At 67.7% G+C, this 23,093-nt stretch carries 24 protein-coding genes and 1 riboswitch; of the genes, 7 read left to right on the top strand and 17 right to left on the bottom strand.

From position 1 onward, the window contains the following. Positions 1-75: 75 nt before the first annotated feature. Together kefC and ACO07H_RS19210 are read right to left on the bottom strand one after the other, a co-directional pair. Positions 76-1,923 (bottom strand): glutathione-regulated potassium-efflux system protein KefC, encoded by a 1,848-nt coding sequence (gene kefC / locus ACO07H_RS19215; RefSeq protein ID WP_422017086.1) that lies wholly within the window; start codon positions 1,921-1,923, stop codon positions 76-78. Next, entirely contained in the window at positions 1,920-2,576 is a 657-nt protein-coding gene (locus tag ACO07H_RS19210; RefSeq protein ID WP_422017084.1) for an NAD(P)H-dependent oxidoreductase, read from the bottom strand. The genes kefC and ACO07H_RS19210 overlap by 4 nt, the downstream gene beginning before the upstream one ends. A 52-nt stretch (positions 2,577-2,628) precedes the next feature. Between ACO07H_RS19210 and ACO07H_RS19205 the strand changes: the two genes are divergently transcribed. After that, positions 2,629-3,084: a MaoC family dehydratase gene (locus ACO07H_RS19205; RefSeq protein WP_422017082.1), complete on the top strand. Its 456-nt coding sequence runs from the start codon at positions 2,629-2,631 to the stop codon at positions 3,082-3,084. A 16-nt stretch (positions 3,085-3,100) separates the two neighbouring features. Here ACO07H_RS19205 and ACO07H_RS19200 read toward each other — a convergent pair whose 3' ends face one another. Further along, positions 3,101-3,895, bottom strand: a complete 795-nt coding sequence (locus ACO07H_RS19200; protein WP_422017080.1) for a PEP-CTERM sorting domain-containing protein — start codon at positions 3,893-3,895, stop codon at positions 3,101-3,103. A 68-nt stretch (positions 3,896-3,963) separates the two neighbouring features. Then, positions 3,964-6,027 (bottom strand): LamG-like jellyroll fold domain-containing protein, encoded by a 2,064-nt coding sequence (locus tag ACO07H_RS19195; RefSeq protein WP_422017078.1) that lies wholly within the window; start codon positions 6,025-6,027, stop codon positions 3,964-3,966. 273 nt (positions 6,028-6,300) lie between these two features. Between ACO07H_RS19195 and ACO07H_RS19190 the strand changes: the two genes are divergently transcribed. Continuing rightward, the gene (locus tag ACO07H_RS19190; RefSeq protein WP_422017076.1) at positions 6,301-7,206 is read left to right on the top strand and encodes a DUF808 domain-containing protein; all 906 of its coding nucleotides are present in this window, start codon (positions 6,301-6,303) and stop codon (positions 7,204-7,206) included. A 37-nt stretch (positions 7,207-7,243) separates the two neighbouring features. Here the strand turns inward: ACO07H_RS19190 and ACO07H_RS19185 are convergent, their stop codons facing one another. Genes ACO07H_RS19185 through ACO07H_RS19155 form a run of 7 tightly spaced genes read right to left on the bottom strand, consistent with a single transcriptional unit; the run spans position 7,244 to position 13,684 of the window. Beyond that, entirely contained in the window at positions 7,244-8,272 is a 1,029-nt protein-coding gene (locus tag ACO07H_RS19185; RefSeq protein ID WP_422017074.1) for a ParA family protein, read from the bottom strand. Further along, positions 8,269-9,483 carry an ATP-binding protein gene (locus tag ACO07H_RS19180; protein ID WP_422017072.1) on the bottom strand — a complete coding sequence of 405 codons (1,215 nt, stop codon included), beginning with the start codon at positions 9,481-9,483 and terminating at the stop codon, positions 8,269-8,271. The genes ACO07H_RS19185 and ACO07H_RS19180 overlap by 4 nt, the downstream gene beginning before the upstream one ends. A 46-nt stretch (positions 9,484-9,529) precedes the next feature. After that, positions 9,530-10,360 (bottom strand): segregation and condensation protein A, encoded by an 831-nt coding sequence (locus tag ACO07H_RS19175; RefSeq protein WP_422017070.1) that lies wholly within the window; start codon positions 10,358-10,360, stop codon positions 9,530-9,532. A gap of 12 nt (positions 10,361-10,372) precedes the next feature. Further along, positions 10,373-10,576, bottom strand: coding sequence for a DUF3460 family protein (locus ACO07H_RS19170; RefSeq protein ID WP_422018663.1), 204 nt, complete (start codon positions 10,574-10,576; stop codon positions 10,373-10,375). A 28-nt stretch (positions 10,577-10,604) separates the two neighbouring features. Continuing rightward, the gene (locus tag ACO07H_RS19165) at positions 10,605-11,348 is read right to left on the bottom strand and encodes a YoaK family protein (protein WP_422017068.1); all 744 of its coding nucleotides are present in this window, start codon (positions 11,346-11,348) and stop codon (positions 10,605-10,607) included. A 35-nt stretch (positions 11,349-11,383) separates the two neighbouring features. Continuing rightward, positions 11,384-13,459, bottom strand: a complete 2,076-nt coding sequence (metG, locus tag ACO07H_RS19160; RefSeq protein ID WP_422017066.1) for a methionine--tRNA ligase — start codon at positions 13,457-13,459, stop codon at positions 11,384-11,386. Between the two features lie 42 nt (positions 13,460-13,501). Beyond that, entirely contained in the window at positions 13,502-13,684 is a 183-nt protein-coding gene (locus tag ACO07H_RS19155) for a hypothetical protein (protein ID WP_422017064.1), read from the bottom strand. 619 nt (positions 13,685-14,303) lie between these two features. Here ACO07H_RS19155 and minC point away from each other — a divergent pair. The 3 genes from minC to minE are packed head-to-tail and all read left to right on the top strand — an operon-like array spanning position 14,304 to position 16,249. Next, positions 14,304-15,134, top strand: coding sequence for a septum site-determining protein MinC (gene minC / locus ACO07H_RS19150; protein ID WP_422017062.1), 831 nt, complete (start codon positions 14,304-14,306; stop codon positions 15,132-15,134). Positions 15,135-15,162: 28 nt separating this feature from the next. Next, complete coding sequence (minD, locus tag ACO07H_RS19145) at positions 15,163-15,978, top strand: septum site-determining protein MinD (protein ID WP_422017060.1); 816 nt, start codon at positions 15,163-15,165, stop codon at positions 15,976-15,978. A gap of 13 nt (positions 15,979-15,991) precedes the next feature. Next, a complete protein-coding gene (minE, locus tag ACO07H_RS19140) occupies positions 15,992-16,249 on the top strand; it encodes a cell division topological specificity factor MinE (RefSeq protein ID WP_422017058.1) in 258 nt (85 codons plus the stop codon). A gap of 164 nt (positions 16,250-16,413) precedes the next feature. On the opposite strand, the gene ACO07H_RS19135 is transcribed toward minE, so the two are convergent. From ACO07H_RS19135 to ACO07H_RS19115, 5 genes are all read right to left on the bottom strand, one after another. Next, positions 16,414-16,656, bottom strand: a complete 243-nt coding sequence (locus tag ACO07H_RS19135) for a VF530 family DNA-binding protein (protein WP_422017056.1) — start codon at positions 16,654-16,656, stop codon at positions 16,414-16,416. 85 nt (positions 16,657-16,741) lie between these two features. Continuing rightward, entirely contained in the window at positions 16,742-18,184 is a 1,443-nt protein-coding gene (locus ACO07H_RS19130) for a PA domain-containing protein (protein ID WP_422017054.1), read from the bottom strand. Next, positions 18,174-18,596 (bottom strand): post-PEP-CTERM-1 domain-containing protein, encoded by a 423-nt coding sequence (locus ACO07H_RS19125; RefSeq protein WP_422017052.1) that lies wholly within the window; start codon positions 18,594-18,596, stop codon positions 18,174-18,176. Before ACO07H_RS19125 ends, ACO07H_RS19130 begins: the two co-directional genes overlap by 11 nt. A 13-nt stretch (positions 18,597-18,609) precedes the next feature. After that, on the bottom strand, positions 18,610-19,281 hold the full coding sequence (locus ACO07H_RS19120; protein ID WP_422017050.1) for a choice-of-anchor J domain-containing protein: 672 nt from the start codon (positions 19,279-19,281) through the stop codon (positions 18,610-18,612). A gap of 217 nt (positions 19,282-19,498) precedes the next feature. After that, entirely contained in the window at positions 19,499-20,089 is a 591-nt protein-coding gene (locus ACO07H_RS19115) for a 1-acyl-sn-glycerol-3-phosphate acyltransferase (protein WP_422017048.1), read from the bottom strand. 230 nt (positions 20,090-20,319) lie between these two features. Between ACO07H_RS19115 and ACO07H_RS19110 the strand changes: the two genes are divergently transcribed. After that, a complete protein-coding gene (locus ACO07H_RS19110) occupies positions 20,320-21,990 on the top strand; it encodes a serine hydrolase domain-containing protein (protein WP_422017046.1) in 1,671 nt (556 codons plus the stop codon). On the opposite strand, the gene ACO07H_RS19105 is transcribed toward ACO07H_RS19110, so the two are convergent. After that, a complete protein-coding gene (locus ACO07H_RS19105; protein ID WP_422017044.1) occupies positions 21,991-22,281 on the bottom strand; it encodes a 2Fe-2S iron-sulfur cluster-binding protein in 291 nt (96 codons plus the stop codon). Positions 22,282-22,337: 56 nt separating this feature from the next. Beyond that, positions 22,338-22,497, top strand: a riboswitch (FMN riboswitch). An 87-nt stretch (positions 22,498-22,584) separates the two neighbouring features. Here ACO07H_RS19105 and ACO07H_RS19100 point away from each other — a divergent pair. Continuing rightward, a complete protein-coding gene (locus ACO07H_RS19100; protein WP_422017042.1) occupies positions 22,585-23,079 on the top strand; it encodes a 6,7-dimethyl-8-ribityllumazine synthase in 495 nt (164 codons plus the stop codon). Positions 23,080-23,093 lie beyond the last annotated feature (14 nt).

Raw genomic sequence — 23,093 nt, 5'->3', positions numbered from 1 at the left:
GCGATTGTCGCCGCCTGCCCTGTTGTCGTGGCCCGTGCGGGTGTTGCAGCGCGCGTGGCGCTCGGTGCGACGCCCTCAGCTTGCAGTGCCCGTGCCGTCGTGCTTCTCCCAGACCGTGCGCTGCGCCTTGCGGTGCGATTCCTCGGCCGCACGTTCGGCGGCGATGAGCTGGTCGAACTGCTGCAGGCCCAGCTTGGCCGCGGCGATCAGTGCACTCTCGTCGCGCTGCAGCGGCACCATCTGCTCCAGCAGTTCGAGGTTGTGGCGCTTGAAGCGCAGCGCCTGGCGGCGTGCCGCGTGCGGCTCCATGCCGGTCAGCTCCAGCACGCTGCGCGCGCTCAGCAGCGCCGACTCGAAGGTCTCGCGCTCGATGTGGGTGACGCCCAGCTCGCGCAGCCGGTAGTAGTGCTGCACGTTGCGCGCACGGGCCACGAGGGCGAGCTGCGGGAAGTGTTCGCGCGCCAGCTCGGCGATCTCGATGCTCTGGGCGATGTCGTCGATGGCGATGACCAGGATGCGTGCCGTCTCGGCCCCGGCGCTCTTGAGCAGGTCCAGCCGCGTCGCGTCGCCGTAGTAGACCGTCCAGCCGAAGCGGCGCAGGCTTTCGATGGCCTCGGCGTCGTGGTCCAGCACGGTGGCCTGCAGGCCGTTGGCGCGCATCAGCCGGCCGATGACCTGGCCGTAGCGGCCGCTGCCGGCAATGATGATGGGTGAGGGCGGCGGCGGCGCCTCCTCGCGCTTGCGCTTGAGACCCAGGCGCGCGAGCTTGCGCGACATCAGGCGGTCGCCGCCGGCCAGCAGCACCGGCGTGAGCGCCAGCGACAGCGCGATGGCCGCCACCAGTGCGGAGTTCTGCGCCGCGTCGATTATGCCCTCGCCCTGTGCCAGCTGGAACACGACGAAGCCGAACTCGCCGCCCTGCGCCAGCAGCATGACGAAGGCCGGCCGCTCGACCAGCGGGATTCTCATCGCCCGGGACATGGCCACCAGCACGGCGATCTTGCACACCAGCAGCGCCACCAGCGTGCCCAGCACGAACAGCGGCTGGGCGGCCACGGCGTGCAGGTCCAGCCCCATGCCCACCGCGATGAAGAACAGGCCCAGCAGCAGCCCCTTGAACGGCTCCAGGTCGGTCTCCAGCTCGCGGCGGTATTCGCTCTCGGCCAGCAGCACGCCGGCCAGGAATGCGCCCAGCGCCATCGACAGGCCGACGAGGTGCATCAGCGCGGCCGTGCCCAGCACCAGCAGCAGCGCGGCGGCCGTGAAGATTTCCGGCGTCTTGCTCTGCGCGATCCAGCGCAATGCAGGGCGCAGCAGCAGCCGGCCGCCGAAGATGATGGTGACGATGGCGCCCACCGCCTTGGCCGCCGCCAGCCACGTCTGGCCATGGCCGTCGTCGTGTGCGCCGCTCAAGGCCAGCACCGGCACCAGCGCCAGCACCGGGATGGCGGCGATGTCCTGCAGCAGCGCGACGGACAAGATGCTCTCGCCGGCTGTCGTGCGCCCGAGGTTGCGCTCGGCCATGACCGCCAGCGCCACCGCGGTGGACGACATCGCCAGCCCGAGGCTGACCACGACGGTCAGCCGCCACGGATAGCCCAGGCACAGGCCGACCGCCGTCAGCGCTGCCGCGCAGCCCAGCAGCTGCACGCTGCCCCAGCCGAAGATGGGCCGGCGCATGGCCCACAGCCGCTTGGGCTCCAGCTCCAGGCCGACGAGGAACAGCATCAGCACGACGCCCAGCTCCGCGACCTCCGGGATGGCATTGGACTCGGGGACCAGGCCCAGCACCTGCGGGCCGATCAGCAGGCCGGCGACCAGGTAGCCGAGGATGGCGCCCAGCCGCAGGTAGCGCGCCAGCGGCACGGCCAGCACGGCGGCTGCCAGGAAGACGAGCGGTAGCGTCAGCCAGTGACCCGTCATTCGGCCACCCCCACATCCAGCGCGGAGAACATCGGTGGACGTTCGTCCAGAGGCACGGCCTCCTCATCGCCGGCTTCCGGCGCGGCGAGCGCCTGGCACCATTCGGGGTACTTCGCCAGCCGCTTCACGAACAGCGCGGCGTGCGCATCGATGTCGGCGTCGCTGGCGCGGTGGGCGGCGTGCAGGACCTGCGGCGGCAGGTAGTGCATGCCGCAGGTCTTGGCGGACTGCTGGTAGGGCAGCAGGAACTCGTCGAGCGTGTGGTGGTTGTGGCCGCCGGGGCCGTAGCTGTCCAGGCCGCCGCCGGTGGAGGCCACCAGCCAGAAATCCTTGCCCTGCAGCGCGGTGCCGCCGGGGCCGTAGGCCCACCCCAGGCGCAGCACCTCGTCCAGCCAGAGCTTCTGCAGCGCCGGCATGCTGTACCAGTAGATGGGGTGCAGCATGACGACCAGCCGGGCCGCCTGCAGCGCGCGCTGCTCGGCCTCGACGTGCAGGTGGAAGTCGGGGTACAGGCGGTACAGGTCGCGCAGTTCCACGCGTGCGGCGGCGGGCGACGCGCGCAGTGCGGCCAGCATCGTGCGGGTGACGTGCGAGCGCGCCAGGTCGGGGTGGGCGGCGAGGACGAGGATGTCGCGGGCGGTACTGTCGGGCATGGCCGGCTAGGTTAACGTGAGCGCGAGACCCGCCACCCCCTCGTCACCCCCGATGCGCACCTTCGACACCCTCGCCGACCTGCAAGCCCTCGTCGGCCAGCCCCTGGGCCACAGCGACTGGATCACCGTCGACCAGGCCCGCGTGAACGCCTTCGCCGAAGCCACCGAGGACCGGCAGTGGATCCACGTCGACCCCGAGCGTGCCAAGTCCGGGCCGTTCGGCGGCCCCATCGCGCATGGGTTCCTGACGCTGTCGCTGATCCCGTATTTCTTCGAGACCGGCTTCGCGGTGACCGAGACGCGCATGGTCGTCAACTACGGCCTGAACAAGGTGCGCTTCACGTCGCCGGTGCCGGTGGGCAGCCGGCTGCGCGCGGCATTCAGGCTGCTGGCGCTGGACGACGCGCCCGGCGGCGCGAAGCAGCTGACGGTGGAGGTCAGCGTCGAGCGCGAAGGCGTGGACAAGCCCGTGTGCGTGGCCGAGAGCCTGGCGCGGCACTACCGCTGAGCCAGGCTGTGGGTGCTCAATCGGCGCGGCGCGAACGGCGCTGCCACAGGCCGATGCCCGCCAGACCGGCCAGCGCCAACATCCAGTTTGCCGGTTCGGGCACGGGCGACAGCGTGTAGTTGGCGATGGACGCGATCTGCTGCGGGCTCAGGCCTTCCAGGCGCGGGTCGGACAGCAGCGCCAGGCCCGTGGCCTGGGCCAGCGACACGTCGGCCGCCGTGGGGCCGTCGGCGTCGCTGGCCAGGAAGGCGAAGTTCAGCAGGCTCAGGCTCTGCCCTGGTGCCAGGCTGACCGTGTAGCGCACGTTGTAGCGGTCGGGCGTGATGGCCGCCTGACCCAGGCCGTTGTTGCCCGACACCAGCGCCAGCACCGGCTGGGCTGTGCACTGGCTGGTACCGTCATCGGTGCAGCTCACGATCAGCCCGCCGCCGTTGTGGCTGACCAGCTCGTCGCCGTCGGAGCCGAGGTTGCCGAAGAAGTTCAGCGTCGTGGTGACCGCGGTGGTGCCGGTGTTCGTGAAGGTGTCGAAGAAGCGGAAGACGTTGCCGCCGAGCAGTTCGACCTGGCGGGCCTGGCCCAGGCTGCCCACGCCGCTGTTGTAGAAGCCGAAGGCGTCGAACGCCAGGTGGCCGCCGTCCACGACCTCGCCCAGGGCCTGGCTGGTGAGCGGCGCGTTGCCGCCGGCGCCGACGTAGCGGCTGCCGTAGTCGCTGCCGTTGAAGATGCCGCCGGTGGCCTGGAACTGGTCGGCGTGGGCGAGGGCAGGGATGGCGAGCGCGGCGAGTGCCGCGCAGAGGATGCGTTGAACCATGGGGTGCTCCGAAAGATGGGAATGACGGGGCCGCCGGGCGGCCCGCGCCGGATGTCGCAGGCGGGCCGTCAGCTGCGGCGGGCCGTCAGCCACTTGTCGGCGGGCAGCGGCTTGCCGACCAGGCGCAGCTCGCCGATGGAGCCGAAGAAGCCGTCGTCCAGCACGCCGTCCCACCAGCCGGCGCCGAGGATCCACGGCAGCGGCGTGGCCTGCGAACGGGTGCCGGTGGCCGCATTGGCGACGTTGCGCAGCACCGGGGCCCCTTCGACATACATCGTGGTGGTGGCGGTGGCCGGGTCGTTGACGATGGCGACGTGGAACCAGGTGTTGCGGATGACTTCGCCCGACCAGTTGGTCTGCGCGTTGCGCGCATTGCTCGCCGGCACGACCTCCCACTGCACTTCGCGCAGGCTGGAGATGGCGAACAGCACGCTGGAGGCTTCCGGGTCGCCGCCCTGGTAGCCCCCAGGGACATTGCCGCGGTTGCCCTGGCGGCCGAGCATGTTGCACCAGGCGTGCTTGGTCGCATCCCAGTTCGCGGGGATCTTGACGAAGGCCTCGACGGTGTAGCCGTTCCAGAAGCTGCGGCCGTTGACCGACGCGCCGGCGGCGGTCAGGAAGGCGTTGAGGCGCTTCACGGTCTTGTCGGTGTTCTGGAAGCGCACGCTGCCGGCGGCCGACGACAGGCGGTGCCTGTCGGTGGACCAGACCACGTCGCCGACCTGGGCCGGGCCGCTGAGCGCGGCGCGACGCATGTCGTTGCCGCCGGCCACGTCGGGCAGCACGTCGCCGACCTGGACGACCTGGCCTTCCGCGATGCCGGCCGGTGCGCGCCAGTGGGCATAGGTCTCGGCGACGGACGGGAAGTCGTTCACGTCGGCCGGAGGCACGGGCGCCACCACCGCCGGCTCGGTGTAGTTGGCCAGCAGGTCGGTGCGCACGCGCGGCAGGATGGGCGCGCCGTTGACCGACAGCGTCGGCTTGAAGCGCTGGAAGCCCGCGAAGCGCTTCTTGAAGTTGATCGCGATGGAGAAGCGGTTGCCGGCCTCGGTGCGCTCGGCGAAATCGAACTGATTGAGCGTGGCCTTGGGCTTTTGCACCACCCAGGGCGAGAACGACATGACGTCGATCTTGTTGTTGGTGAAGTCGACCTCGTACAGACGCATCATGGCGTTGCCGCCCTGGTAGTCCATCTGGTAGTCGACCACCATCTGGTGGACTTCGTTGCCGAAGTCGTTGAACTTGCGCAGGTGGGCCGCCCCGTGGTGGTGGCCGTTCAGCGTCATGAAGATCTGGTCGTTGTCGCGGATCAGCCTGTTCCACAGCATGAGGCCGTAGTCGGTCTCCAGCGGGCTGACGCCGTCGTTGGCGATGTTGAGCAGCTGGTGGTTGGCCAGGATGACCGGCACCGACGGGTTGCGCGCGATGACGCTGCGAGCCCAGGCAATGCCGGCGTCCGAGATGCGCCAGGACAACGACAGCACCATGAAGGTGACGCCGTGGGCCTGGAACAGGTGGTACTCGTGAAAGCCCGAGCTGTCGCGCTCGCGGAACGTGGCCTGCCTGGCGGCGCGGCTGGCCGGGAACCACTTCAGGTAGGGCTCGTTGGCGAGGTTGCGCTGGGCGTCGGTGCCCGAGTTCTGGTCGGACGGCTGGTGGTAGTCGTAGTCGGTGATGACGTCGTGGTTGCCGGCCAGGATGGCGTAGGGCACGCCGGCGGTCTCCAGCTGCTTCATCGCGGCATCGGCGACGGCCCACTGGTTGGGCTTGCCCTGCTGGTCGACCACGTCGCCCAGGTGGATCGCGAACGGGATGTTGTAGGCGACGGCGTTCTGCGCGATCCAGCCGGTCTGCGCGGCGAAGGGCGTGGAGCCGTAGTGCGCCTGGAACTGCTGGCCCTCGTCGGTCGTCGCGTAGCGCGAGTAGAACTGCGTGTCGGGCAGCACCGCGATCGCGAAGCTGGTGGTGGCGGCGCTGGCCGCCTGGGCGGACTCCATGCCCACCAGGCCGCTGCCCAGTGCCAGGGCCGACAGCCCGGCCGCGCCGCGCAGCACGCTGCGGCGATCGGTGACGGAGGTGTCGGGTGTTGCGTCGAGGGGCGACTCGGCGGCGTCGTGCTTGTGGATGGGCATTGGGGTACTGCGAAGTGGTGGGGGGCGAGCGGTCCGGCGCCGCGTGCTCGACGGGGTCCGGCTGTGTGCTCGGGTTCACAGTCTGCGGACGCTTTGCTTCATCGCAGTGACAGGCCGGTGAGAGATCGGTGAGAGGGCGGTGAGAGCGCGGTGAGGCTGCGGCGTCAGGTCTTGCCTGTGACGCATGCAGGGTGCGCCAGCCGCACCGGGTGCCCGCAGCCATGGTGGCCCGGTGCCGGATAGCATGTGCCCTCTTCAACAACCTCGTCGCCCATGGCCTCCAGCTTCTTCGTCCTGTTCGACGACATCGCCACCGTGCTGGACGACGTGGCGACGATGACCAAGGTCGCCGCCAAGAAGACCGCAGGCGTGCTGGGCGACGACCTGGCGCTGAACGCCCAGCAGGTCACCGGCGTCAAGGCGGACCGCGAGCTGCCGGTGGTGTGGGCCGTGGCCAAGGGCTCGCTGCTGAACAAGGCCATCCTGGTGCCGGCGGCGCTGGCCATCGCGGCGTTCGCGCCGTGGGCCATCACGCCGCTGCTGATGGTGGGCGGCGCCTTCCTGTGCTTCGAGGGCTTCGAGAAGCTGGCGCACCCCTACCTGCACGGCGCCGACGAAGCGCAGGGCCACCGCGACGAGCGCGCCAAGGCGCTGGCGGACCCGCAGGTGGACATGGCCGCCTTCGAGCGCGACAAGGTCAAGGGCGCCATCCGCACGGACTTCATCCTGTCGGCCGAGATCATCGTCATCGCGCTGGGTACCGTGGCCGGCCAGCCGCTGCAGAGCCAGCTCGCGGTGCTGGTGGCCGTGTCCATCGCGATGACGCTGGGCGTCTACGGCCTGGTGGCCGGCATCGTCAAGATGGACGACGCGGGGCTGTGGCTGTCACGCCGCGCCGGTGCGTTCACCCAGGCCATCGGCCGCTTCCTGCTGGCGGCCGCGCCGCGGCTGATGAAGACGCTGTCGGTGGTGGGCACCGCAGCGATGTTCCTCGTCGGTGGCGGCATCCTCGTGCACGCCATCACGCCGCTGCACCACGCGATCACGCAGCTCGCCGAGGGCAAGGCCTGGTTGTTGTCGGTGCTGCTGGAGAACGGCGCGAACGCGGCGGTGGGCGTGGTGGCCGGTGCGCTGGTGCTGGCCGCCGTGATGGCCGTGCAGAAGCTGCGCCGGCGCTGAGTTAAGCGGGCGTCGATCGGTGGTCCGGCTTTTGAAGTTAGAAGTCGTTGGCTGAGGCGATTCCCGTGCGCAGCAGGACGGCGAGTGCAAGAGACCTGAAATCGTTCCACGCATCCCGCACAGCTAACGCGTGATTGCCGATGGCACCGTCGGCCGTGTTGAGCATGAAGATTGGCTTGCGGGCTTCCTGAGCCATAGGTACCAAGCTCCTGAAATGCTTGAGTCGAGCCACGCAGTCATCTTCTGCGAACAGGTCATCGTTGTCTTGGTGCGGCTCTCTGAGGACGCTCTCGCGATAGACCTGCGGGATGCGATCTGCCCATCGCTTGTAGGCTTTCATGGGGCGTGAGAGACGCTCCATGTGTTGCATGAGGATGTAGCCCTGAGGCTGCATCTGACCAATGGGTAACGGGAACTGCGGGTGTGACCAGTTGTCCAGCCGCTTGCGCCAGTCCCGCCGCCAGGTTTCCAGTGTCGGCCCTAGGTTGCGAAGTCCTTGCAGTGAGAACAGATCGGCTGCTAGCGGAATGAAAACATGATCGCTGGCAATGAGAGCTGAGCGGTTGATGGCACCTAGGTTCGGGCCGACGTCTGCCAGGATCACGTCCGCCTGATGAAGCCGCGCCGCGCGTTGGGCGACTTCCCAGAACGCTGTCAGTACGCGGAACGGGCGATAAAGGCTGGCCGATCCCATTGCTTCGGGCCATTCGCGAGAAAGTGCATCTTCGAACCCTGCTAGCGCGAGGTCGCCGGGCATGAGGTGCAGTCGCGGATTGATGGTCCGCGTTTTGGGAACCAGGATGTCGCCAACTTCGGTCAGTGGCTTGACGCACTGGTAGATGGTCGAGCCAGGCATCTGAGAGGTGGGCTCCCAGAGGTTCTCCAGTTCGTCTTCATCCAGAAAGGCCGAGGTCAAATTTGCCTGTGGGTCCAGGTCGACGACGACGACGGTCTTGTCCATCTGCGACAACATCCAGGCCACATGGAAGACCAGTGATGTCTTGCCCACCCCGCCCTTGTTGTTGAAGAAGGTGATTACGGGTGCGGTCTGGGCGGTGGCGTTCATGCAGCCCTTTTCAGCGTTGCGAGGACGAAGGTGTCTTCCACCTGGAACTCTGGCGCAGGATTGCCGTTTGCCAACATGGCTCGCCGGGACTCCGCTATGCCGAAACCAAAGCGCTGCACGAAGCCCAGGATGCGCAGAACACCGGCGAGTGCCGGGTTGCGATAGTCGCTTGCTCCAGGTTGACCAAAGTTTTTTCGAGTGACCAAGCCGTATGGCCCGCCCGGGCTGTGAATCTCAATGCGGTCATCAAACCAGTAGACGCGGACGGGGCTGTTCGTGCCTTCGTAAACGCGGTGCATGACGGCATTGCGTGTCAGTTGCTGCAGGGCACTCATTGGATAAGCGCTGTGGCGTTGCTCGACGACACCCGATGTGAAGTACACAGCCGTGGATAGATGGGCCTTGAGCTTGTCGTCAAGCCGACGCAAGACCATGTCAAGCGTGCCGTCCAGTTCGGCTTCGTCAATAACGGGGTCTCCCCATGCGGTGCCTTGTACACGGAGAAATTGCACATAGGCACCTGGCACCCAGGTTCGGGGGCTCTTACCCAGGGTCAACACGCCGAGCACGGTAGGTGTAGGGTCGTCAACGCTTGCGATGAAGCCAAGTGATGCCAGCCGCTCTTGGTAGGTCCTGCCATTGGCAGCGAGTATGTCGGGCGCTACGGCTTGAGGTAAGAATTCAATTTCGAACTGGCTTCGATTCAGCTCCGCCAGGTTGCATCCGGCCACAGGATGCGTGTCGAAACTGCGGTCCCCGTGGCGGCGTTTTTCATTCAGCACCCGTTCGTCTTGGGCGGACGCCAAGCCCCGTCTGGGGCCAGTACGAATCCAAATCCGACCTTCATATCGAACAGGTGGTGCATCCGAAGGCCAGACGGTGACGACGACCATCTCCGCGCCCTTCAGGACACGCCGCTCCACAGTCAGTGTGGGTGGCGGGACCGTCTTGCCGTCTGTTTTGATGTCAGCCAGCGTTTGCAGCAAGTCATCGGTGACCGTGAAGTCCCGGCCTGTTGGGCTGCCGTCGTCGCGGGCCCCAACAAAGAGGACGCCCGGAAGCGCATGGTTGGGTAGATCGTTGGCAAATGCGCACACGGCCTGGCGCCCCTTCTCAGGTGCGTCGCCCCGCCAGCTCTGCTTGCGCTCCGCACGATCACTCTCCAGCCCATCAAGCAATGCGGTCAGTTCGTCGTCGGTCAGCGGAGTCATGGCATGCGTCATCCCGAGGCTGCGATTATGTTGGCGACGGTCGCAGTCAGTTCGCCGAGTACGCCAGCCGCACGTAGATCGGCGCGAACGCCTCGGCCTGCGTGATCTCCAGCAGCCGCTCGCGCGCCAGCTCCAGCATGGCGATGAACGTGACCACGACGACGGCGTGGCCGCGCGACACGTCGAACAGGTGCTCGAACTCGACGAAGCGCTGGCCCTGCAGCCGGCGCAGCACGAGGCTCATGTGCTCGCGCACCGACAGCTGCTCGCGGCTGATCTTGTGGTGCTGGTTGAGCTTGGCGCGCTTGAGGATGTCCAGCCAGGCCTCGCGTAGGTCGTTGCTGTCGACCTCGGGGAAATTCGGCGTCAGCGATTGCTCGATGTGCACCTGCGCGCGCTGGAAATCGCGGCCCAGCACGGGCAGGCGGTCCAGCCGCGCGGCGGCGAGCTTCATCTGCTCGTACTCCAGCAGGCGGCGCACCAGCTCCGCGCGCGGGTCTTCCACTTCCTTGCCGTCCTCGCTCTTCTTGGGCGGCAGCAGCATGCGCGACTTGATCTCGATCAGCATCGCGGCCATCAAGAGGTATTCGCTGGCCAGCTCCAGGTTGTGGACGCGGATCTGCTCGACATAGCTCAGGTACTGGCGCGTCACGTCGGCCAGCGGGATGTCCAGGATGTTGAAGTTCTGCTTGCGGATCAGGTACAGCAGCAGGTCCAGCGGGCCCTGGAAGGCTTCGAGAAAGACCTCCAGCGCATCCGGCGGGATGTACAGGTCCAGCGGCATCTGGAACAGCGGCTCGCCGTACAGGCGCGCCACCGCGACCGCATCCACCACGTCGGGCAGTTCGCTCGTGGCTTGGCTGGCTTCGTCAGCCATGGCCGTCAAGGCCTACTTGCCGGACGTTTGATAGACGTAGGGTTGCTGGGGCACGCGGGCGTCGTTGAAGTCGGCCTGCGCGGCGCGGTCCTGCGGCTTGTCCCACAGCAGTGCGCGGCCGGCGCGCTGTTCGGCTTCGAGCGTGGGGCGCTGGGCCTTGAGCTGCTCGATGAAGTTCGTGACTTCGGACTTGTAGGGCTTCCAGAACAGCGGCATGGTGGTCTCGCAAACGAATCCGCGCATTTTAGTCGGTGGGCCCGGATCGCAGCCGGCCGACGTCGTCCAGCGCCGGCACGGCGCCGAGGAAGGCGAGCAGTGCGGCCAGCGGCAGCGTGGCCGCATAGCCCAGCGCCTTGAACGCCCAGGCGCCCGCCACGCCGCCGACCGCAAAGGCCAGCAGCAGCCCACCCAGCAGCCGCAGCCTGGCGGCACTGCCTTGCACGGGAGGCTTGCCCAGGCCGTACAGGAGGCGGCCGAGCTCGATGCCGATGTCGGTGACGATGCCGGTGACATGCGTCGTGCGGATTTCGGCGCGTGAGACCTTGGTGATCAGCGCGTTCTGCAGGCCCATCGTGAAGCACAGCACCGCCACGGTGGCCGGGATGAAGAGGGCGTGCAGGTCGGCCAGCCAGGCGCCCATCAGCCCGAAGGCGATGAGGCAGGCGGCCTCCAGCAGCAGGGGCAGCGCGAAGACGCTGTGCGCCTGGCGCTGGCGTCCGAAGTTCACCAGCAGCGAGGTGCAGGTGGCCCCCGCCGTGAAGGACAGCAGCGCGCCGATGGCGGTGGCGAGGGCTTGCGGGCGGCCCAGCACGAGGCCGTCCGCCGCGGCGGAGACCATGCCCGTCATGTGCGAGGTGTACTGCTGCACGGCCAGGAAACCGCCCGCATTGGTGGCGCCGGCCACGAAGGCCAGCACCCAGCCCAGGTGGGCGTTCCTCTGCGCGTCGCGTTCGACGGCCAGCAGGCGGCGCGCGTACTGGGCGGGCATGAGCGGCGCCCTGTCCTTGTCGCTGCCCGCGTGGGCTAGCGCACCCGCATGCCGGGCTGGGCGCCCGGGAAGGGCTCCAGCACGAAGATGCCGGGGTGGGCCTTCTCGTCGGCGTGGCTGGCGGCCAGCACCATGCCTTCGCTGACGCCGAACTTCATCTTGCGCGGCGCGAGGTTGGCGACCAGCACGGTCAGCTTGCCTTCCAGCGCCTCGGGCTTGTAGGCGCTCTTGATGCCGCTGAAGACGTTGCGCAGGCGCCCCTCGCCCACGTCCAGCGTCAGGCGCAGCAGCTTGTCCGAGCCGTCGACGTGCTCGGCCTTGACGATGCGCGCGATGCGCAGGTCGACCTTGGCGAAGTCGTCGATCTTGATCTCCGCGGCGATGTCCTCGCCGCCGGGGCTGATCTTGATGGGCGCCGGGGCCTCGAACAACTGCTCGACCTTGGCGAGGTCCACACGCTGCATCAGGTGCTGGTAGGCGCCGATCTGGTGGGCGCCGAGCGCGCGGGCGCTGTCGTGCCACTGCAGGGGGGCGATCTTCAGGAAGGCCTCGACCTGCGCGGCCAGCGCCGGCAGCACCGGCTTGAGGTAGATCGTCAGCAGGCGGAAGGCCTCGATGCAGACGCTGCAGACATCGTGCAGCGCGGCGTCCATGCCGTCCTGCTTGGCCAGCTCCCAGGGCTTGTGCTGGTCGACGAACTCGTTGACCTTGTCGGCCAGCGCCATGATCTCGCGCAGCGCCTTGCCGAACTCGCGCGCCTCGTACAGCTCGGCTATCGATCCGCTCTGGCCGCGCAGCGCGTCCAGCAGCATGCGGCCTTCAACACCCAGGTCGCCACTCAGGTGGCCGCCGAAGCGCTTGGCCAGGAAGCCGGCCGCGCGCGACGCGATGTTGATGTACTTGCCGACCAGGTCGCTGTTGATGCGGGCGGCGAAGTCCTCGGGGTTGAAGTCGATGTCCTCGACGCGGGCATTGAGCTTGGCGGCGATGTAGTAACGCAGCCATTCGGCGTTCAGGCCCAGGCTGAGGTACTTCAGCGGGTCCAGGCCGGTGCCGCGGCTCTTGCTCATCTTCTCGCCGCCGTTCACGGTCATGAAGCCGTGCACGAAGACGTGGTTGGGCGTCTTCCGCGGCACGTAAGTGCCGTCGGCCAAATGCTTGCCACTGAAATGCAGCATCGCCGGCCAGAACAGCGTGTGGAAGTAGGTGATGTCCTTGCCGATGAAGTGGACCTGCTCCACCGTCGGGTCGGCCATGAAGGCGTCGTAATCCTTGCCGATCTTGCCGAAGTAGTTCTTCAGCGAGGCGAGGTAGCCGATGGGCGCGTCCAGCCAGACATAGAAGTACTTGCCCGGCGCGTCGGGGATCTCGATGCCGAAGTACGGGGCGTCGCGGCTGATGTCCCAGTCGCTGAGGCGGTTGTTGCCTTCTTCGTCCGGCTCGAACCACTCGCGGATCTTGTTCAGCACCTCGGGTTGCAGGCGGCCTGCCTCCTGCGTCCACTGCGTCAGGAACTCGACGCAGCGCGGGTCGCTCAAGCGGAAGAAGTAATGCTCGCTGGTCTTGAGCACCGGCGTGGCGCCGGACAGCACCGAGTACGGGTTCTTCAGCTCGGTGGGCGCGTAGACGGCGCCGCAGACCTCGCAGGAGTCGCCGTACTGGTCCTTCGCGCCGCACTTGGGGCATTCGCCCTTGATGAAGCGGTCCGGCAGGAACATCGCCTTGTCCGGATCGAAGAACTGCTCGATGGTCTTGGTCGAGATCAGCTCGTTGTGGCGCAGCGCGAGGTAGACCGACTTGGAGAGTTCGTGGTTCTCAGCCCCGTCCGTCGAGTGCCAGTTGTCGAAGCTGATGTGGAAGCCGTCGAGGTACTGCTTGCGGCCGGCGGCGATCGCCGCGACGAAATCCTGCGGCGTCTTCCCGGCCTTCTCGGCCGCGATCATGATGGGCGCGCCATGGGCGTCGTCCGCGCAGACGAAGTGCACCTGCGAACCCGCCATGCGTTGGTAGCGCACCCAGACGTCGGCCTGGGTGTACTCCATGATGTGGCCGATGTGGAAACCGGCATTCGCATAGGGCAGGGCAGTGGTGACGAAGAGCTGGCGGGGCATGGGACGGCGGCTGCGGGCAGGGAGGCAGGTAAACGGACGATTTTAGGTTTGTGGCTCGGCGGGGTTGGCCGGGGCTGAGGCAGCGTCGCCATCGGCCTGCGGCTCGTCGGCGTTGTCGGGCTCGTCAGGCTTGCCGCTCAGCTTGCGCTGGCGCTTTTCCTCCGCCTTGCGTTTCTTGGCCAGCTCGCGCTGGCGTTTCTCATAGCTGTAGTTCGGCGTGGCCAAAGGCGGTTCTCCTTGCAGTGCCCGCAAGCTGCGGGCGACGCCCAATGTAACCCGCCCCTCCCGGCGGCGCGGTTTCGCACTTGGCAGGGAAAGCTACAGAACGCCTCAAGGACGGCCGCTAAGTCACTGATTCGTAACACTTCGACAAGCTATCCACCGAGTCTGTGGAAAACTTTGTGGACAACCCCCTTGCATCGCAGCCAAGCCCTTGTGCGATGCGGCTCCGCTTAGGTTGCTGAATTTTTGTGCACCCGCAAGTGGCCTATATGAATCAATGACTTAGAGAAATAGCGTGGGCCTTGTGCGGCGCGAGCGGTGTCAGGGTCCAAAACGCTTGACGGCCTTCGGATTTGGGGATAAGTCAAGCCGCGAAGGACGGATGTCACGGGTCTGGATGACACGGTGTGCGGCTTTGTCCCCATCCGCTGTGGACAAGTCTGTGGGCCGGCTGACGACAGCTGCGCTAAGTCCTTGATCGGCCACCTTGGCGCGTGCAGTGCCAGTTTTTGAGGCGCACCGTCGCGGGCCTGGGTGGTCAGCTTGCGGGCAGTCCCCAGCCGGCGAAGTGGAGGGGGCCAGCTAAACTCGCGCCCTTTTGAGCGGGGCGGCAGCGGCGCACATGGGTGAATCGGACACGACACGGGACGGCGGCGGGCGCAGGGCTGCGGCGCGCGCCAGCGCGTTCGAACTGAAGTCGCGCCGCTTCAGCCTGCTGGGCCTGGTGCTGCACAGCGCCGACATGGCCGAGCTGGCCGCGGACTGGGCCGAACGTGCCGGTGCGGGTGGCTTCGAGCACGAGCCGGTGGTGATCGACCTGAGCCTGCTGCAACGCGCCGCGGCACCCGCCGCCGGTCAGGCGCCGCTGGCGCTGGACGGCCCCGCGCCGGTGGACCTGAAGGCCATCGTGGAGCTGCTGCGCGCGAGCCAGCTGCAACCGGTGGCCGTGGCGGGTGCGACGGCGGACGAGCTGGCCGTGGCGCAGGCGCTGGGCCTGGCGGATGCGGCTGACGAGCCGGCGATGGAACGCGCGGCGGTGGCCGCACCCGCCGCAAGCGTGCGCGAAGTGGTGCGCGAGGTCGTCGTCGAGAAGATCGTCGAGCGGCCCGCGGCCCCGGTGCCCGCGCTGATCATCGACAAGCCGTTGCGCTCCGGCCAGCAGGTCTACGCCAAGGGCGGCGACCTGGTCGTGCTGGCCGTCGTCAGCCATGGCGCCGAGGTCATCGCCGACGGCAGCATCCACGTCTATGCACCGCTGCGTGGCAAGGCCATCGCCGGTGCGCGCGGCGACACGTCGGCGCGCATCTACACGCAGAGCCTGGAGGCGGAGCTGCTGGCCGTGGCCGGCATCTACCGCACCGCAGAGAACCCCCTGCCGGCCGACGTCGCGGGCAAGCCGGCCCAGGTCTACCTCGACGGCGAAAAGCTGCTGCTGCAGCCGCTGCAATCCTGAACGCTACCGAAACGCAAGGAATACCCAGATGACCAAGATCGTCGTCGTCACCTCCGGCAAGGGCGGGGTCGGCAAGACCACCACCAGCGCGAGCTTCGCCACGGGCCTGGCGATGCGCGGGCTCAAGACCTGCGTCATCGACTTCGACGTGGGCCTGCGCAACCTCGACCTCATCATGGGCGTGGAGCGCCGCGTGGTGTACGACCTGATCAACGTCGTCAATGAAGAGATCAAGCTCACGCAGGCGCTCATCAAGGACAAGCAGCTCGACAAGCTCTACATCCTGGCCGCGTCCCAGACGCGCGACAAGGACGCGCTGAAGCAGGAAGGCGTCGAGCGCGTGCTCGAAGAGCTGAAGGCGATGGAGTTCGACTACATCATCTGCGACTCGCCGGCCGGCATCGAGACGGGCGCGCTGATGGCCATGCACTACGCCGACGAGGCGCTGGTGGTGACCAACCCCGAGGTCTCCTCGGTGCGTGACAGCGACCGCATCCTGGGCATGCTCTCCAGCAAGACCAAGCGCGCCATCGAAGGCGGCGAGCCGGTCAAGGAGCACCTGCTCATCACCCGCTACAACCCCAACCGCGTCGAGGGCGGCCAGATGCTGAGCCTGGACGACATCCACGAGATCCTGCGCACGCCGCTGATCGGCGTCATCCCCGAGAGCGAGAGCGTGCTGCAGGCGTCCAACCAGGGCACGCCGGCCATCCACCTGGCCGACACGGACGTGGCCGAGGCCTACAAGGACGTGGTGGCGCGCTTCCTGGGCGAGGACAAGCCGATGCGCTTCACCGAAGCCGTGAAGCCGAGCTGGTTCAAGCGCGTCTTCGGTGGCAGGTGAGGGAGGTCGCACCATGGGATTCCTGAACTTCTTCCTCGGTGAAAAGAAGAGCTCGGCCAGCGTCGCCAAGGAGCGGCTGCAGCTCATCCTGGCGCACGAGCGCAACGGCCGCAGCAGCAGCCCCGACTACCTGCCGCAGCTGCAGAAGGAGCTGGTGGCCGTCATCAGCAAGTACGTGTCCATCAACCCGGACGACATCAAGGTGCACATGGAGCGCCAGGGCGACCTGGAGGTGCTGGAAGTGAAGATCGAGTTGCCTGAGCCGAAGTAGACCCCTCGTCCGGCCTTGCCGCGCTGAACGCGGGCAAGTCCAGCCGGTCCCGCGCGGGGACGGCGATGCTTGCCGGCTCGACCGGCAAGCACATCGCCTGACGGGCCGGCTTGGGAGCGGCCCAGCGCTCGGCCCGGATGCGGCTTGCTCGCCTGCTGACGGCGTCAGCGCGCGGCGCGGGCCTGCTCGCGGCGCATGAACAGGTACAGGCTTTCCACCTTGGCGCGCGCCCACGGCGTCTTGCGCAGGAACTTCAGGCTCGACGCCACGCTGGGGTCGACCTGGAAGCATTTGATGGCGATGCGCTGACCCAGCTCCGGCCAGCCGAAGTACTCGACCAGTGCGGTGACGATGGCCTCCAGCGTGAGGCCGTGCAGGGGATCCTTGCTGGCAGCGGTATCGGTCATCGAACGGATTGTCGGCGAGCGAACGGCCTCGCCAATGAAAAAGGGCACGGTCTGCACCGTGCCCTTTGTCGTCCGAGGACGGGGCTTACCAGCCGATGTCCTGCATCAGCAGGAAGGTCATGTCCGTCGGCGGGATCAGGCCCTGGCCCAGGTCATTGCTGATGTTCGGCTCCATCAGCTGGTTGCGGAACATCGTGCGGTCGAAGTGCGAGACCGACGAGCCGCTGATGAACGGGTTCGGTGCGTACATCAGCGCGCGGCCGAACGGGTCCGCGCCAGCGTATTGCGCGCCACCATTGCGGCCCAGCGACACGAACACGCCGGAGGCGGTGCGCGAGCGCTTGGCCAGCGCGGTACGCAGCTTGACGGCATCCGTCAGGAAGATGCGCGACGCGGGGATGGTCAGCGTCCTGTCCCAGCCACCCAGCGGGATGGGCTGAACGGCGGTCTCGGCCACGGTGTCGCCGATGATGACCGCGATGGCGCCGGCGTTCTCCGCATTGCGGGTCTTCGTCGAGGCCGTGCAGACGCCCAGCGTGATGAAGGCGACCTTGCCCTGCACCGCGCGCGCGTTCGTCGCGTTGAAGGGCTCGCAGCCTTCACCCGCGCCAGCCGTCTGCTCGGTCACCGGCATCACTTCGCCGTAGATCGGCGACGAGCCCAGCGCCGGGCCGAAGTCCGCCTCGCCAACGCGCACCGTGCCGGCGATCGCACCGGCCGCCGAGCCGCTGAACGTGGCGCTGGCCAGGCCGAACTTGAGCACGTTCGGGATGGCGGCGGTGACGTTGGGGCCGGTCCAGACCAGCTTGTCCATGCTGATCGCCGACGCGGCGCGTTCCGCATTGGTCATCTCGTACCAGAGCTTGCCCGTGACCGAGCCCATCAGGAAGCGATCCCAGATCGACGGGAAGCCGCCGCTCTGCGCGCCACTGGAGCCGTTGGTGAAGGTCTGGAAGCCCAGGCCATGGCCCATCTCATGCAGCAGCACGACGACGAAGTCGATGTCCGTGCCGTGGTTGCCGTCCAGGCCCAGGTACCAGCCGCGACCCGGCAGGCAGTTGGCATTCAAGCCCAGGTTGGAGTTGAAGCTGGCGGTGATCTGCGCCGCGTTGGCCGTGCCCAGGTAGGCGCCTGCCAGCTTGTTCGCCAGCGCGTACGAGTACTGCGTGTTGGCATACGGCGCATTGGCGAAGTTGCGGAAACTGCTCGTCGCACCGGCGCTGCCCAGCGTGGCTGACGTGGCGGTGCAGGTCAGCGGCGTCATCGATGCGTTGATGACGATGGGCTGGCTGCTGGTCAGCGTGGCGCCCCACAGGTTGGCGGCGTAGGTGAACGCGAACAGGCGTTGCGCGCCCAGCGTGGTGCCGGGGTTGCCGCCCACCGGCGTGGCCGGCGTCGTGTCGTTGAAGCCGACGCCCGCGGCGTTGGTGTTGTTGATGACGATGGTGGCGGCGGCCTGGGCCGTGCCGGTCAGGCCGAGCGATGCGCCGGCCAGTGCCAGTGTGGCGATGAGTTGCTTAGTGGTCATGCTTCACCTTTGCGGCTGCTTTGGCTTTGGAGGCGGACTTGGCAGGCGCCTTGTCCTTCATGAATTGCTTGGCTTCCTGTGCAGGCAGGCAGTCGAAGTTCAGCGTGCCGTCTTCGTTGGCCGAGACGACGGAGAACATCATGGAGTCCTCATCGAGCTTGGTCTCGACGGTGCCGTCGGGATAGCGGATCTCGACGGGCGTCTTGACGATGGCCTTGCTGCCGCTGCCCAGGCGCAGTTGCGCCTCGGCCTTGGCGAACGCGGCGGCCTCGGCAGCCGTCGGGCCGCGCATTTCACCGGTCACGGGGTCGCGCACGACGCGCATGGCCTCGCCGGCGCTGGCGCTCAACGGCGCCAGCAGCGTGAACGCCAGCGCGAGCGCGCCAGCGGATACAGAGATGGTTTTCTTCATGGTCTGAACTCCTTCAGATCGACAGGGTGGCGGTCGCTGCGGCGCGGCGGCGCTGGATCGCGCCCACGGCGATCAGGCCCAGGCCGAGCATGGCGAACGTGGAGGCTTCCGGCACGGCGCTGACGGACACCGAATCGATGCCGATGTAGCTGGCGTCGTTGGCGTCGGCCACCGTGTAGTGGAAGGCGAAGCGGCCGGTGGCGGCCGTCGGCAGCGCGACGGTCACGGCGAGCCAGCTGCCCACCGGGTAGGCGGACGTGCTGCCCACCGTGCCGATGACGGTCGAGAAGCTGGAGAGGTCCGTGCTGGCGCCGCTGCTGAAGCGGATCTCCAGCTTGTCCAGGTAGCCGGCGTCCGACGCCTGCGTGTAGAACGTCAGCGTCGAACCCGATCCGATCGCCAGCTCCGGGCTGATCAGCCAGTTGTCGACCACGCCATTGACGGCCGTGGTGCTCAGGAAGTTGGCGGCGATGTAGGCGTCGGCGGCGCCGGCCTGCGCACCGAAGACGCCCGAGTTGCCCTGGAACCACGCGCTGCCCGCAGGCGAGCTCTGGTTGTTGAGCACCCAGCCCGTGGCCGACAGCCCGGCGATGCTGTCGAAGTTCTCAGTGAAGTAGGGGTCGGCTTGCGCCCCTAATGTGAGTCCGGCCGCGAGCAGGCCCGCGGCGAGTTTGACTGACTTCATGAATTGCCCTCGTGAGACGTTGAAGATGTCACGGCGTGAGAAATATCACGCCGAGCGCGGCGCAGTGTCTGCGCCAGCGCCCGAGGGGGCTATGGGACTAAGCCTCGTTGCAGTTTGTGAAGGAACAGGTTACGGAAAGGGAAAATTCACACGACTGCGATAGGGAAATCTGTCGGGGCGAGCGATGCGACCGGGCGGCGCGCACTGGCCTGGCGGCTCACTCGTGGCTGAACTGCTGCCAGTTCTTGCCCTTGAACTGGGCGTAGAACTGCTTGATCTCGCGCATGTCGACCTCGAGGTCGCCGGTCGGTTGGAACACCGGGCCCAGGCCCACGAGCTTGCGCGGGTAATCCATGTAGGCCATCACGATGGGCAGGCCGGCCGAGTGGGCGATCCAGTAGAAGCCGGTCTTCCAGTAGATCGTCTTGCTGCGCGTGCCCTCGGGCGGCACGATGAGTTGCACCGGGCCGTCGGCGGCGCGCAGCGCGTCGGCGGATGCGGCGACGAGGTTGTTGGACTTGCTGCGGTCCACCGGAATGCCGCCCAGGTAGCGCATCAGGCCGCCGAACGGGAAGCGGAAGATCGAGGCCTTGCCCATCCAGTACGGCGTCAGCCGCAGCGCGAATGCGGCGAAGAGCGTGTAGGGCAGGTCCCAGTTGCTGGTGTGCGGCGCGGCGATGAAAACGCTCTTGCGTGCCTGCGGCGTCAGCTCGCCTTGCACGGTCCAGCCGGCCAGCCGCAGCCAGGCACGCGAGGCCCCGCGCAGCAGGGTGCTGACCCCGGGGGTTGTGAAGATGGTGCGGTGCATCCTGCAATTGTCCGCAGCGAAACCCCTGCCCGAAACTGAGGCAGATTAAGAAAACGCCTGAACGACAGGCACTTGCAGCACCCGCCCGCAGCCTGTTCACCGGGTTGTCCACAGCGGCTGTGGATGGCGCTGCCGCCCATGCCGGCGTTTCTGCAGTCCGTCGCAAGCCGGGTTGCGGCGCGGCGCCCGGGCAGCGATGCTGCGCGGCGTTGCCTTCCACTGCTTACGCCATGTACCCCTCCAAGATTTCCGCTGCCGTCCTGCTGGCGCTGCTGGTCGGCACCGCCGACGCCGCCCAACCCGCCACGCCCGCCGCCATGGCGGCCTATGCCGACCAGTTGCTGGACGCGCAGCAGCTGAACCGCGATGGCCCAGGCGTCACCGTGCTCGTCGCGCGCGGCGACCAGTTGCTCTACAAGGGCGCGCGCGGCCTGGCCAGCGTCGAACTGGGCGTGCCCATGCAGCCGGACCAGCTGCTGCGCATCGGCTCCGTCACCAAGCAGTTCGCTGCGGCCACTCTGCTCAAGCAGATCGATGACGGCAAGGCGAAGCTGGACGACCCGCTGTCCAGGTTCCTGCCCGACTATCCCAACGCCGCGAAGATCACGCTGCTGCAGCTGCTCAACCACACCTCGGGCGTCAAGAGCTACACCGGCATCCCGGGTTACATGGGCAATCCCGTTCGCCGCGACCTGACGACGGCTGAGCTCATCAAGGAGTTCAAGGACCTGCCGGTGGACTTCGCGCCGGGCGAGAAATGGGCCTACAACAACTCGGGCTACGTGTTGCTGGGCGCCGTCATCGAGGCCATCTCGGGCAAGACCTGGCACCAGCAGCTCGACGAGTCCTTGCTGCGGCCGGCGCACATCACCAGCGTGCACTTCCAGGCCGGCGACAAGTTGTTCAAGGGCATGGCCCAGGGCTACACATTGAACGACCAACGCGAGGTCGCGCCGGCCGGCTTCCTCAGCATGACCCAGCCGCACGCGGCCGGTGCGCTGATCGCCAACACCGAGGGCCTGTGGCGCTGGAACCAGGCGCTGCATGGCGGCCAGCTGCTGTCCGCCGCGACCTACGCACGCATGATTGCGCCCGAAGGCGCGGCCAAGCCGCGCAATTACGGCTTCGGCATCATGACCGGCATGCTGCGCGGCCATCCGATGCTGACGCACGGCGGCGGCATCCATGGCTTCGTGTCGACGCTGAACTACCTGCCGGACAGCCGCACGACCGTCGTCATCCTGCGCAACACCGACGGCCCCGGCTTCGGCATGGATCTGGTCGCGCGCAAGCTGGCCGCGTTCGCCATCGGCGAGCCCTTCCCCGAGCGCCAGCCGGTGGCCGTGCCGGCCGAGCAGCTGAAGGCCGCCGAGGGCGTCTACGGCTTCGACGGCCAGACCCGCACGCTGCGCGTGAAGGACGGTGCGCTGACCCACCAGCGCGGCGGCGGTGGCATCGCGACGCTGGTGCCGCTGGGCGCCGACCGCTACGGCTTCCCCGACTCGCTGAGCGAACTGCAACTGGAGCGCGGCGCCGATGGCAAGGTCGTGGCTTTGCGCCTGTTCAACAACGGCGAGGCAGACGCTGCCGAGCGCTGGGTGCGCAGCGGCGACGCGCCGTCGGCTGCCGCCTTCATCACGCTGACGCCGGAGCAAATGCAGGCGTTGGTGGGCGACTACAGCTCGCCGCAGTTCGCTTTCAAGGTCTTCGTTGACGGCAAGACCGGCCTGCTGACCGGCCAGGCGCCGGGCCAGCCGGCCTTCGTGCTGAAGGCCAGCACGCCGCGTCGCGTGCATGTCACCGAGGTGGACGCGCAGTTGGACTTCAGCCCCGACGACGGCCCCGCCGCATCGGCCACGCTGACGCAAGGCGGCGCCAAGCTGGTGATGCCGCGCAAGTAGTCAGACCCATAGCAGCGTCACGTCGCTGCGCGGGCAGGCCACGCAGGGCAGCACCCAGCCCTCGGCCTTTTCCTCGGCGGACAGCCCCGGCCACGGGATGCTGTGCTCGATGCGGCCCGCTACCAGTTGCGAGATGCAGGTCCGGCAGGTGCCGTTGCGGCACGACCAGGGCAGCGCGACGCCCGCGGCCAGACCGGCCAGCATCAGCGGCTGGCCGGCGGCGCAGTCGAAGGTTTCGCCGCCGGGCAGCAGGGTCACGCGGAACACGGGAGTCGGGGCTGTCTCGGACATGACCGCCATCATGCCGCCCGCGCCGCTAGGATGCCGCCGCTGACCCGAAAGGTCGGCAGCGTTCTCAGGGCGGGGCGGAATTCCCCACCGGCGGTAGGTGCCCGACGACAGGAAGGCACGAGCCCGCGAGCGCCTTCGCCGCTGCGCGGTGGAGGGTCAGCAGACCTGGTGCGATGCCAGGGCCGACGGTCACAGTCCGGATGAAAGAGATCGCGTAGCGACGGCGCAGCCATGTTCGGTGGCCTGCGCCGCCGCCGCGTGCGCTTGCCCTGATTCTGGACAACCGTCTGCCAAGAGGACACCATGAATCAGACCCAACCCACCCCGTTCAACCCGTCCGACCGCATCCCGCGCGTGGCCATCGTCGCCGCGAGCTGGCACCGGGACATCGTCGGCGTCGCCGTCTCGGCGATACGCCATGAGTTCGACCGATGTCGAATCCCAGCCGACCACGTGACGGTCATCGACGTGCCCGGCGCGTTCGAGATCCCGCTGCATGCCAGGCGCCTCGCGCGCAGCGGCCGCTTCGACGCCGTCATCGCCTGCGGCCTCGTCGTGGACGGCGGCATCTACCGCCACGATTTCGTCGGCCAGGCGGTCATCCACGCGCTGATGCAGGTGCAGCTGGACACCGACGTGCCGGTGTTCTCCGCCGTGCTGACGCCGCACCACTTCCACGAGCACGGCGAGCACAAGCGCTTCTTCGCCGAACACTTCTCCACCAAGGGCCAGGAGGTGGCGCGCGCCTGCCTCGCGACAATGGCGAGCCTGGACCGCCTGAACGCGCTGTCCGCCTGACCTCGCTCCCGCGC

It is taken from the genome of Roseateles sp., assembly GCF_965229315.1.
Lineage (GTDB): Bacteria > Pseudomonadota > Gammaproteobacteria > Burkholderiales > Burkholderiaceae_C > Pelomonas.
The sequence above is the reverse complement of the archived record's forward strand: the minus strand, read 5'-3'. Positions and strand labels throughout refer to the sequence as shown.

Coding starts and splice junctions, on each gene's coding strand:
- kefC (WP_422017086.1), bottom strand. CDS start 1,923: ATGACGGGTCACTGGCTGACGCTACCGCTCGTCTTCCTGGCAGCCGCC.
- ACO07H_RS19210 (WP_422017084.1), bottom strand. CDS start 2,576: ATGCCCGACAGTACCGCCCGCGACATCCTCGTCCTCGCCGCCCACCCC.
- ACO07H_RS19205 (WP_422017082.1), top strand. CDS start 2,629: ATGCGCACCTTCGACACCCTCGCCGACCTGCAAGCCCTCGTCGGCCAG.
- ACO07H_RS19200 (WP_422017080.1), bottom strand. CDS start 3,895: ATGGTTCAACGCATCCTCTGCGCGGCACTCGCCGCGCTCGCCATCCCT.
- ACO07H_RS19195 (WP_422017078.1), bottom strand. CDS start 6,027: ATGCCCATCCACAAGCACGACGCCGCCGAGTCGCCCCTCGACGCAACA.
- ACO07H_RS19190 (WP_422017076.1), top strand. CDS start 6,301: ATGGCCTCCAGCTTCTTCGTCCTGTTCGACGACATCGCCACCGTGCTG.
- ACO07H_RS19185 (WP_422017074.1), bottom strand. CDS start 8,272: ATGAACGCCACCGCCCAGACCGCACCCGTAATCACCTTCTTCAACAAC.
- ACO07H_RS19180 (WP_422017072.1), bottom strand. CDS start 9,483: ATGACTCCGCTGACCGACGACGAACTGACCGCATTGCTTGATGGGCTG.
- ACO07H_RS19175 (WP_422017070.1), bottom strand. CDS start 10,360: ATGGCTGACGAAGCCAGCCAAGCCACGAGCGAACTGCCCGACGTGGTG.
- ACO07H_RS19170 (WP_422018663.1), bottom strand. CDS start 10,576: ATGCCGCTGTTCTGGAAGCCCTACAAGTCCGAAGTCACGAACTTCATC.
- ACO07H_RS19165 (WP_422017068.1), bottom strand. CDS start 11,348: ATGCCCGCCCAGTACGCGCGCCGCCTGCTGGCCGTCGAACGCGACGCG.
- metG (WP_422017066.1), bottom strand. CDS start 13,459: ATGCCCCGCCAGCTCTTCGTCACCACTGCCCTGCCCTATGCGAATGCC.
- minC (WP_422017062.1), top strand. CDS start 14,304: ATGGGTGAATCGGACACGACACGGGACGGCGGCGGGCGCAGGGCTGCG.
- minD (WP_422017060.1), top strand. CDS start 15,163: ATGACCAAGATCGTCGTCGTCACCTCCGGCAAGGGCGGGGTCGGCAAG.
- minE (WP_422017058.1), top strand. CDS start 15,992: ATGGGATTCCTGAACTTCTTCCTCGGTGAAAAGAAGAGCTCGGCCAGC.
- ACO07H_RS19135 (WP_422017056.1), bottom strand. CDS start 16,656: ATGACCGATACCGCTGCCAGCAAGGATCCCCTGCACGGCCTCACGCTG.
- ACO07H_RS19130 (WP_422017054.1), bottom strand. CDS start 18,184: ATGACCACTAAGCAACTCATCGCCACACTGGCACTGGCCGGCGCATCG.
- ACO07H_RS19125 (WP_422017052.1), bottom strand. CDS start 18,596: ATGAAGAAAACCATCTCTGTATCCGCTGGCGCGCTCGCGCTGGCGTTC.
- ACO07H_RS19120 (WP_422017050.1), bottom strand. CDS start 19,281: ATGAAGTCAGTCAAACTCGCCGCGGGCCTGCTCGCGGCCGGACTCACA.
- ACO07H_RS19115 (WP_422017048.1), bottom strand. CDS start 20,089: ATGCACCGCACCATCTTCACAACCCCCGGGGTCAGCACCCTGCTGCGC.
- ACO07H_RS19110 (WP_422017046.1), top strand. CDS start 20,320: ATGTACCCCTCCAAGATTTCCGCTGCCGTCCTGCTGGCGCTGCTGGTC.
- ACO07H_RS19105 (WP_422017044.1), bottom strand. CDS start 22,281: ATGTCCGAGACAGCCCCGACTCCCGTGTTCCGCGTGACCCTGCTGCCC.
- ACO07H_RS19100 (WP_422017042.1), top strand. CDS start 22,585: ATGAATCAGACCCAACCCACCCCGTTCAACCCGTCCGACCGCATCCCG.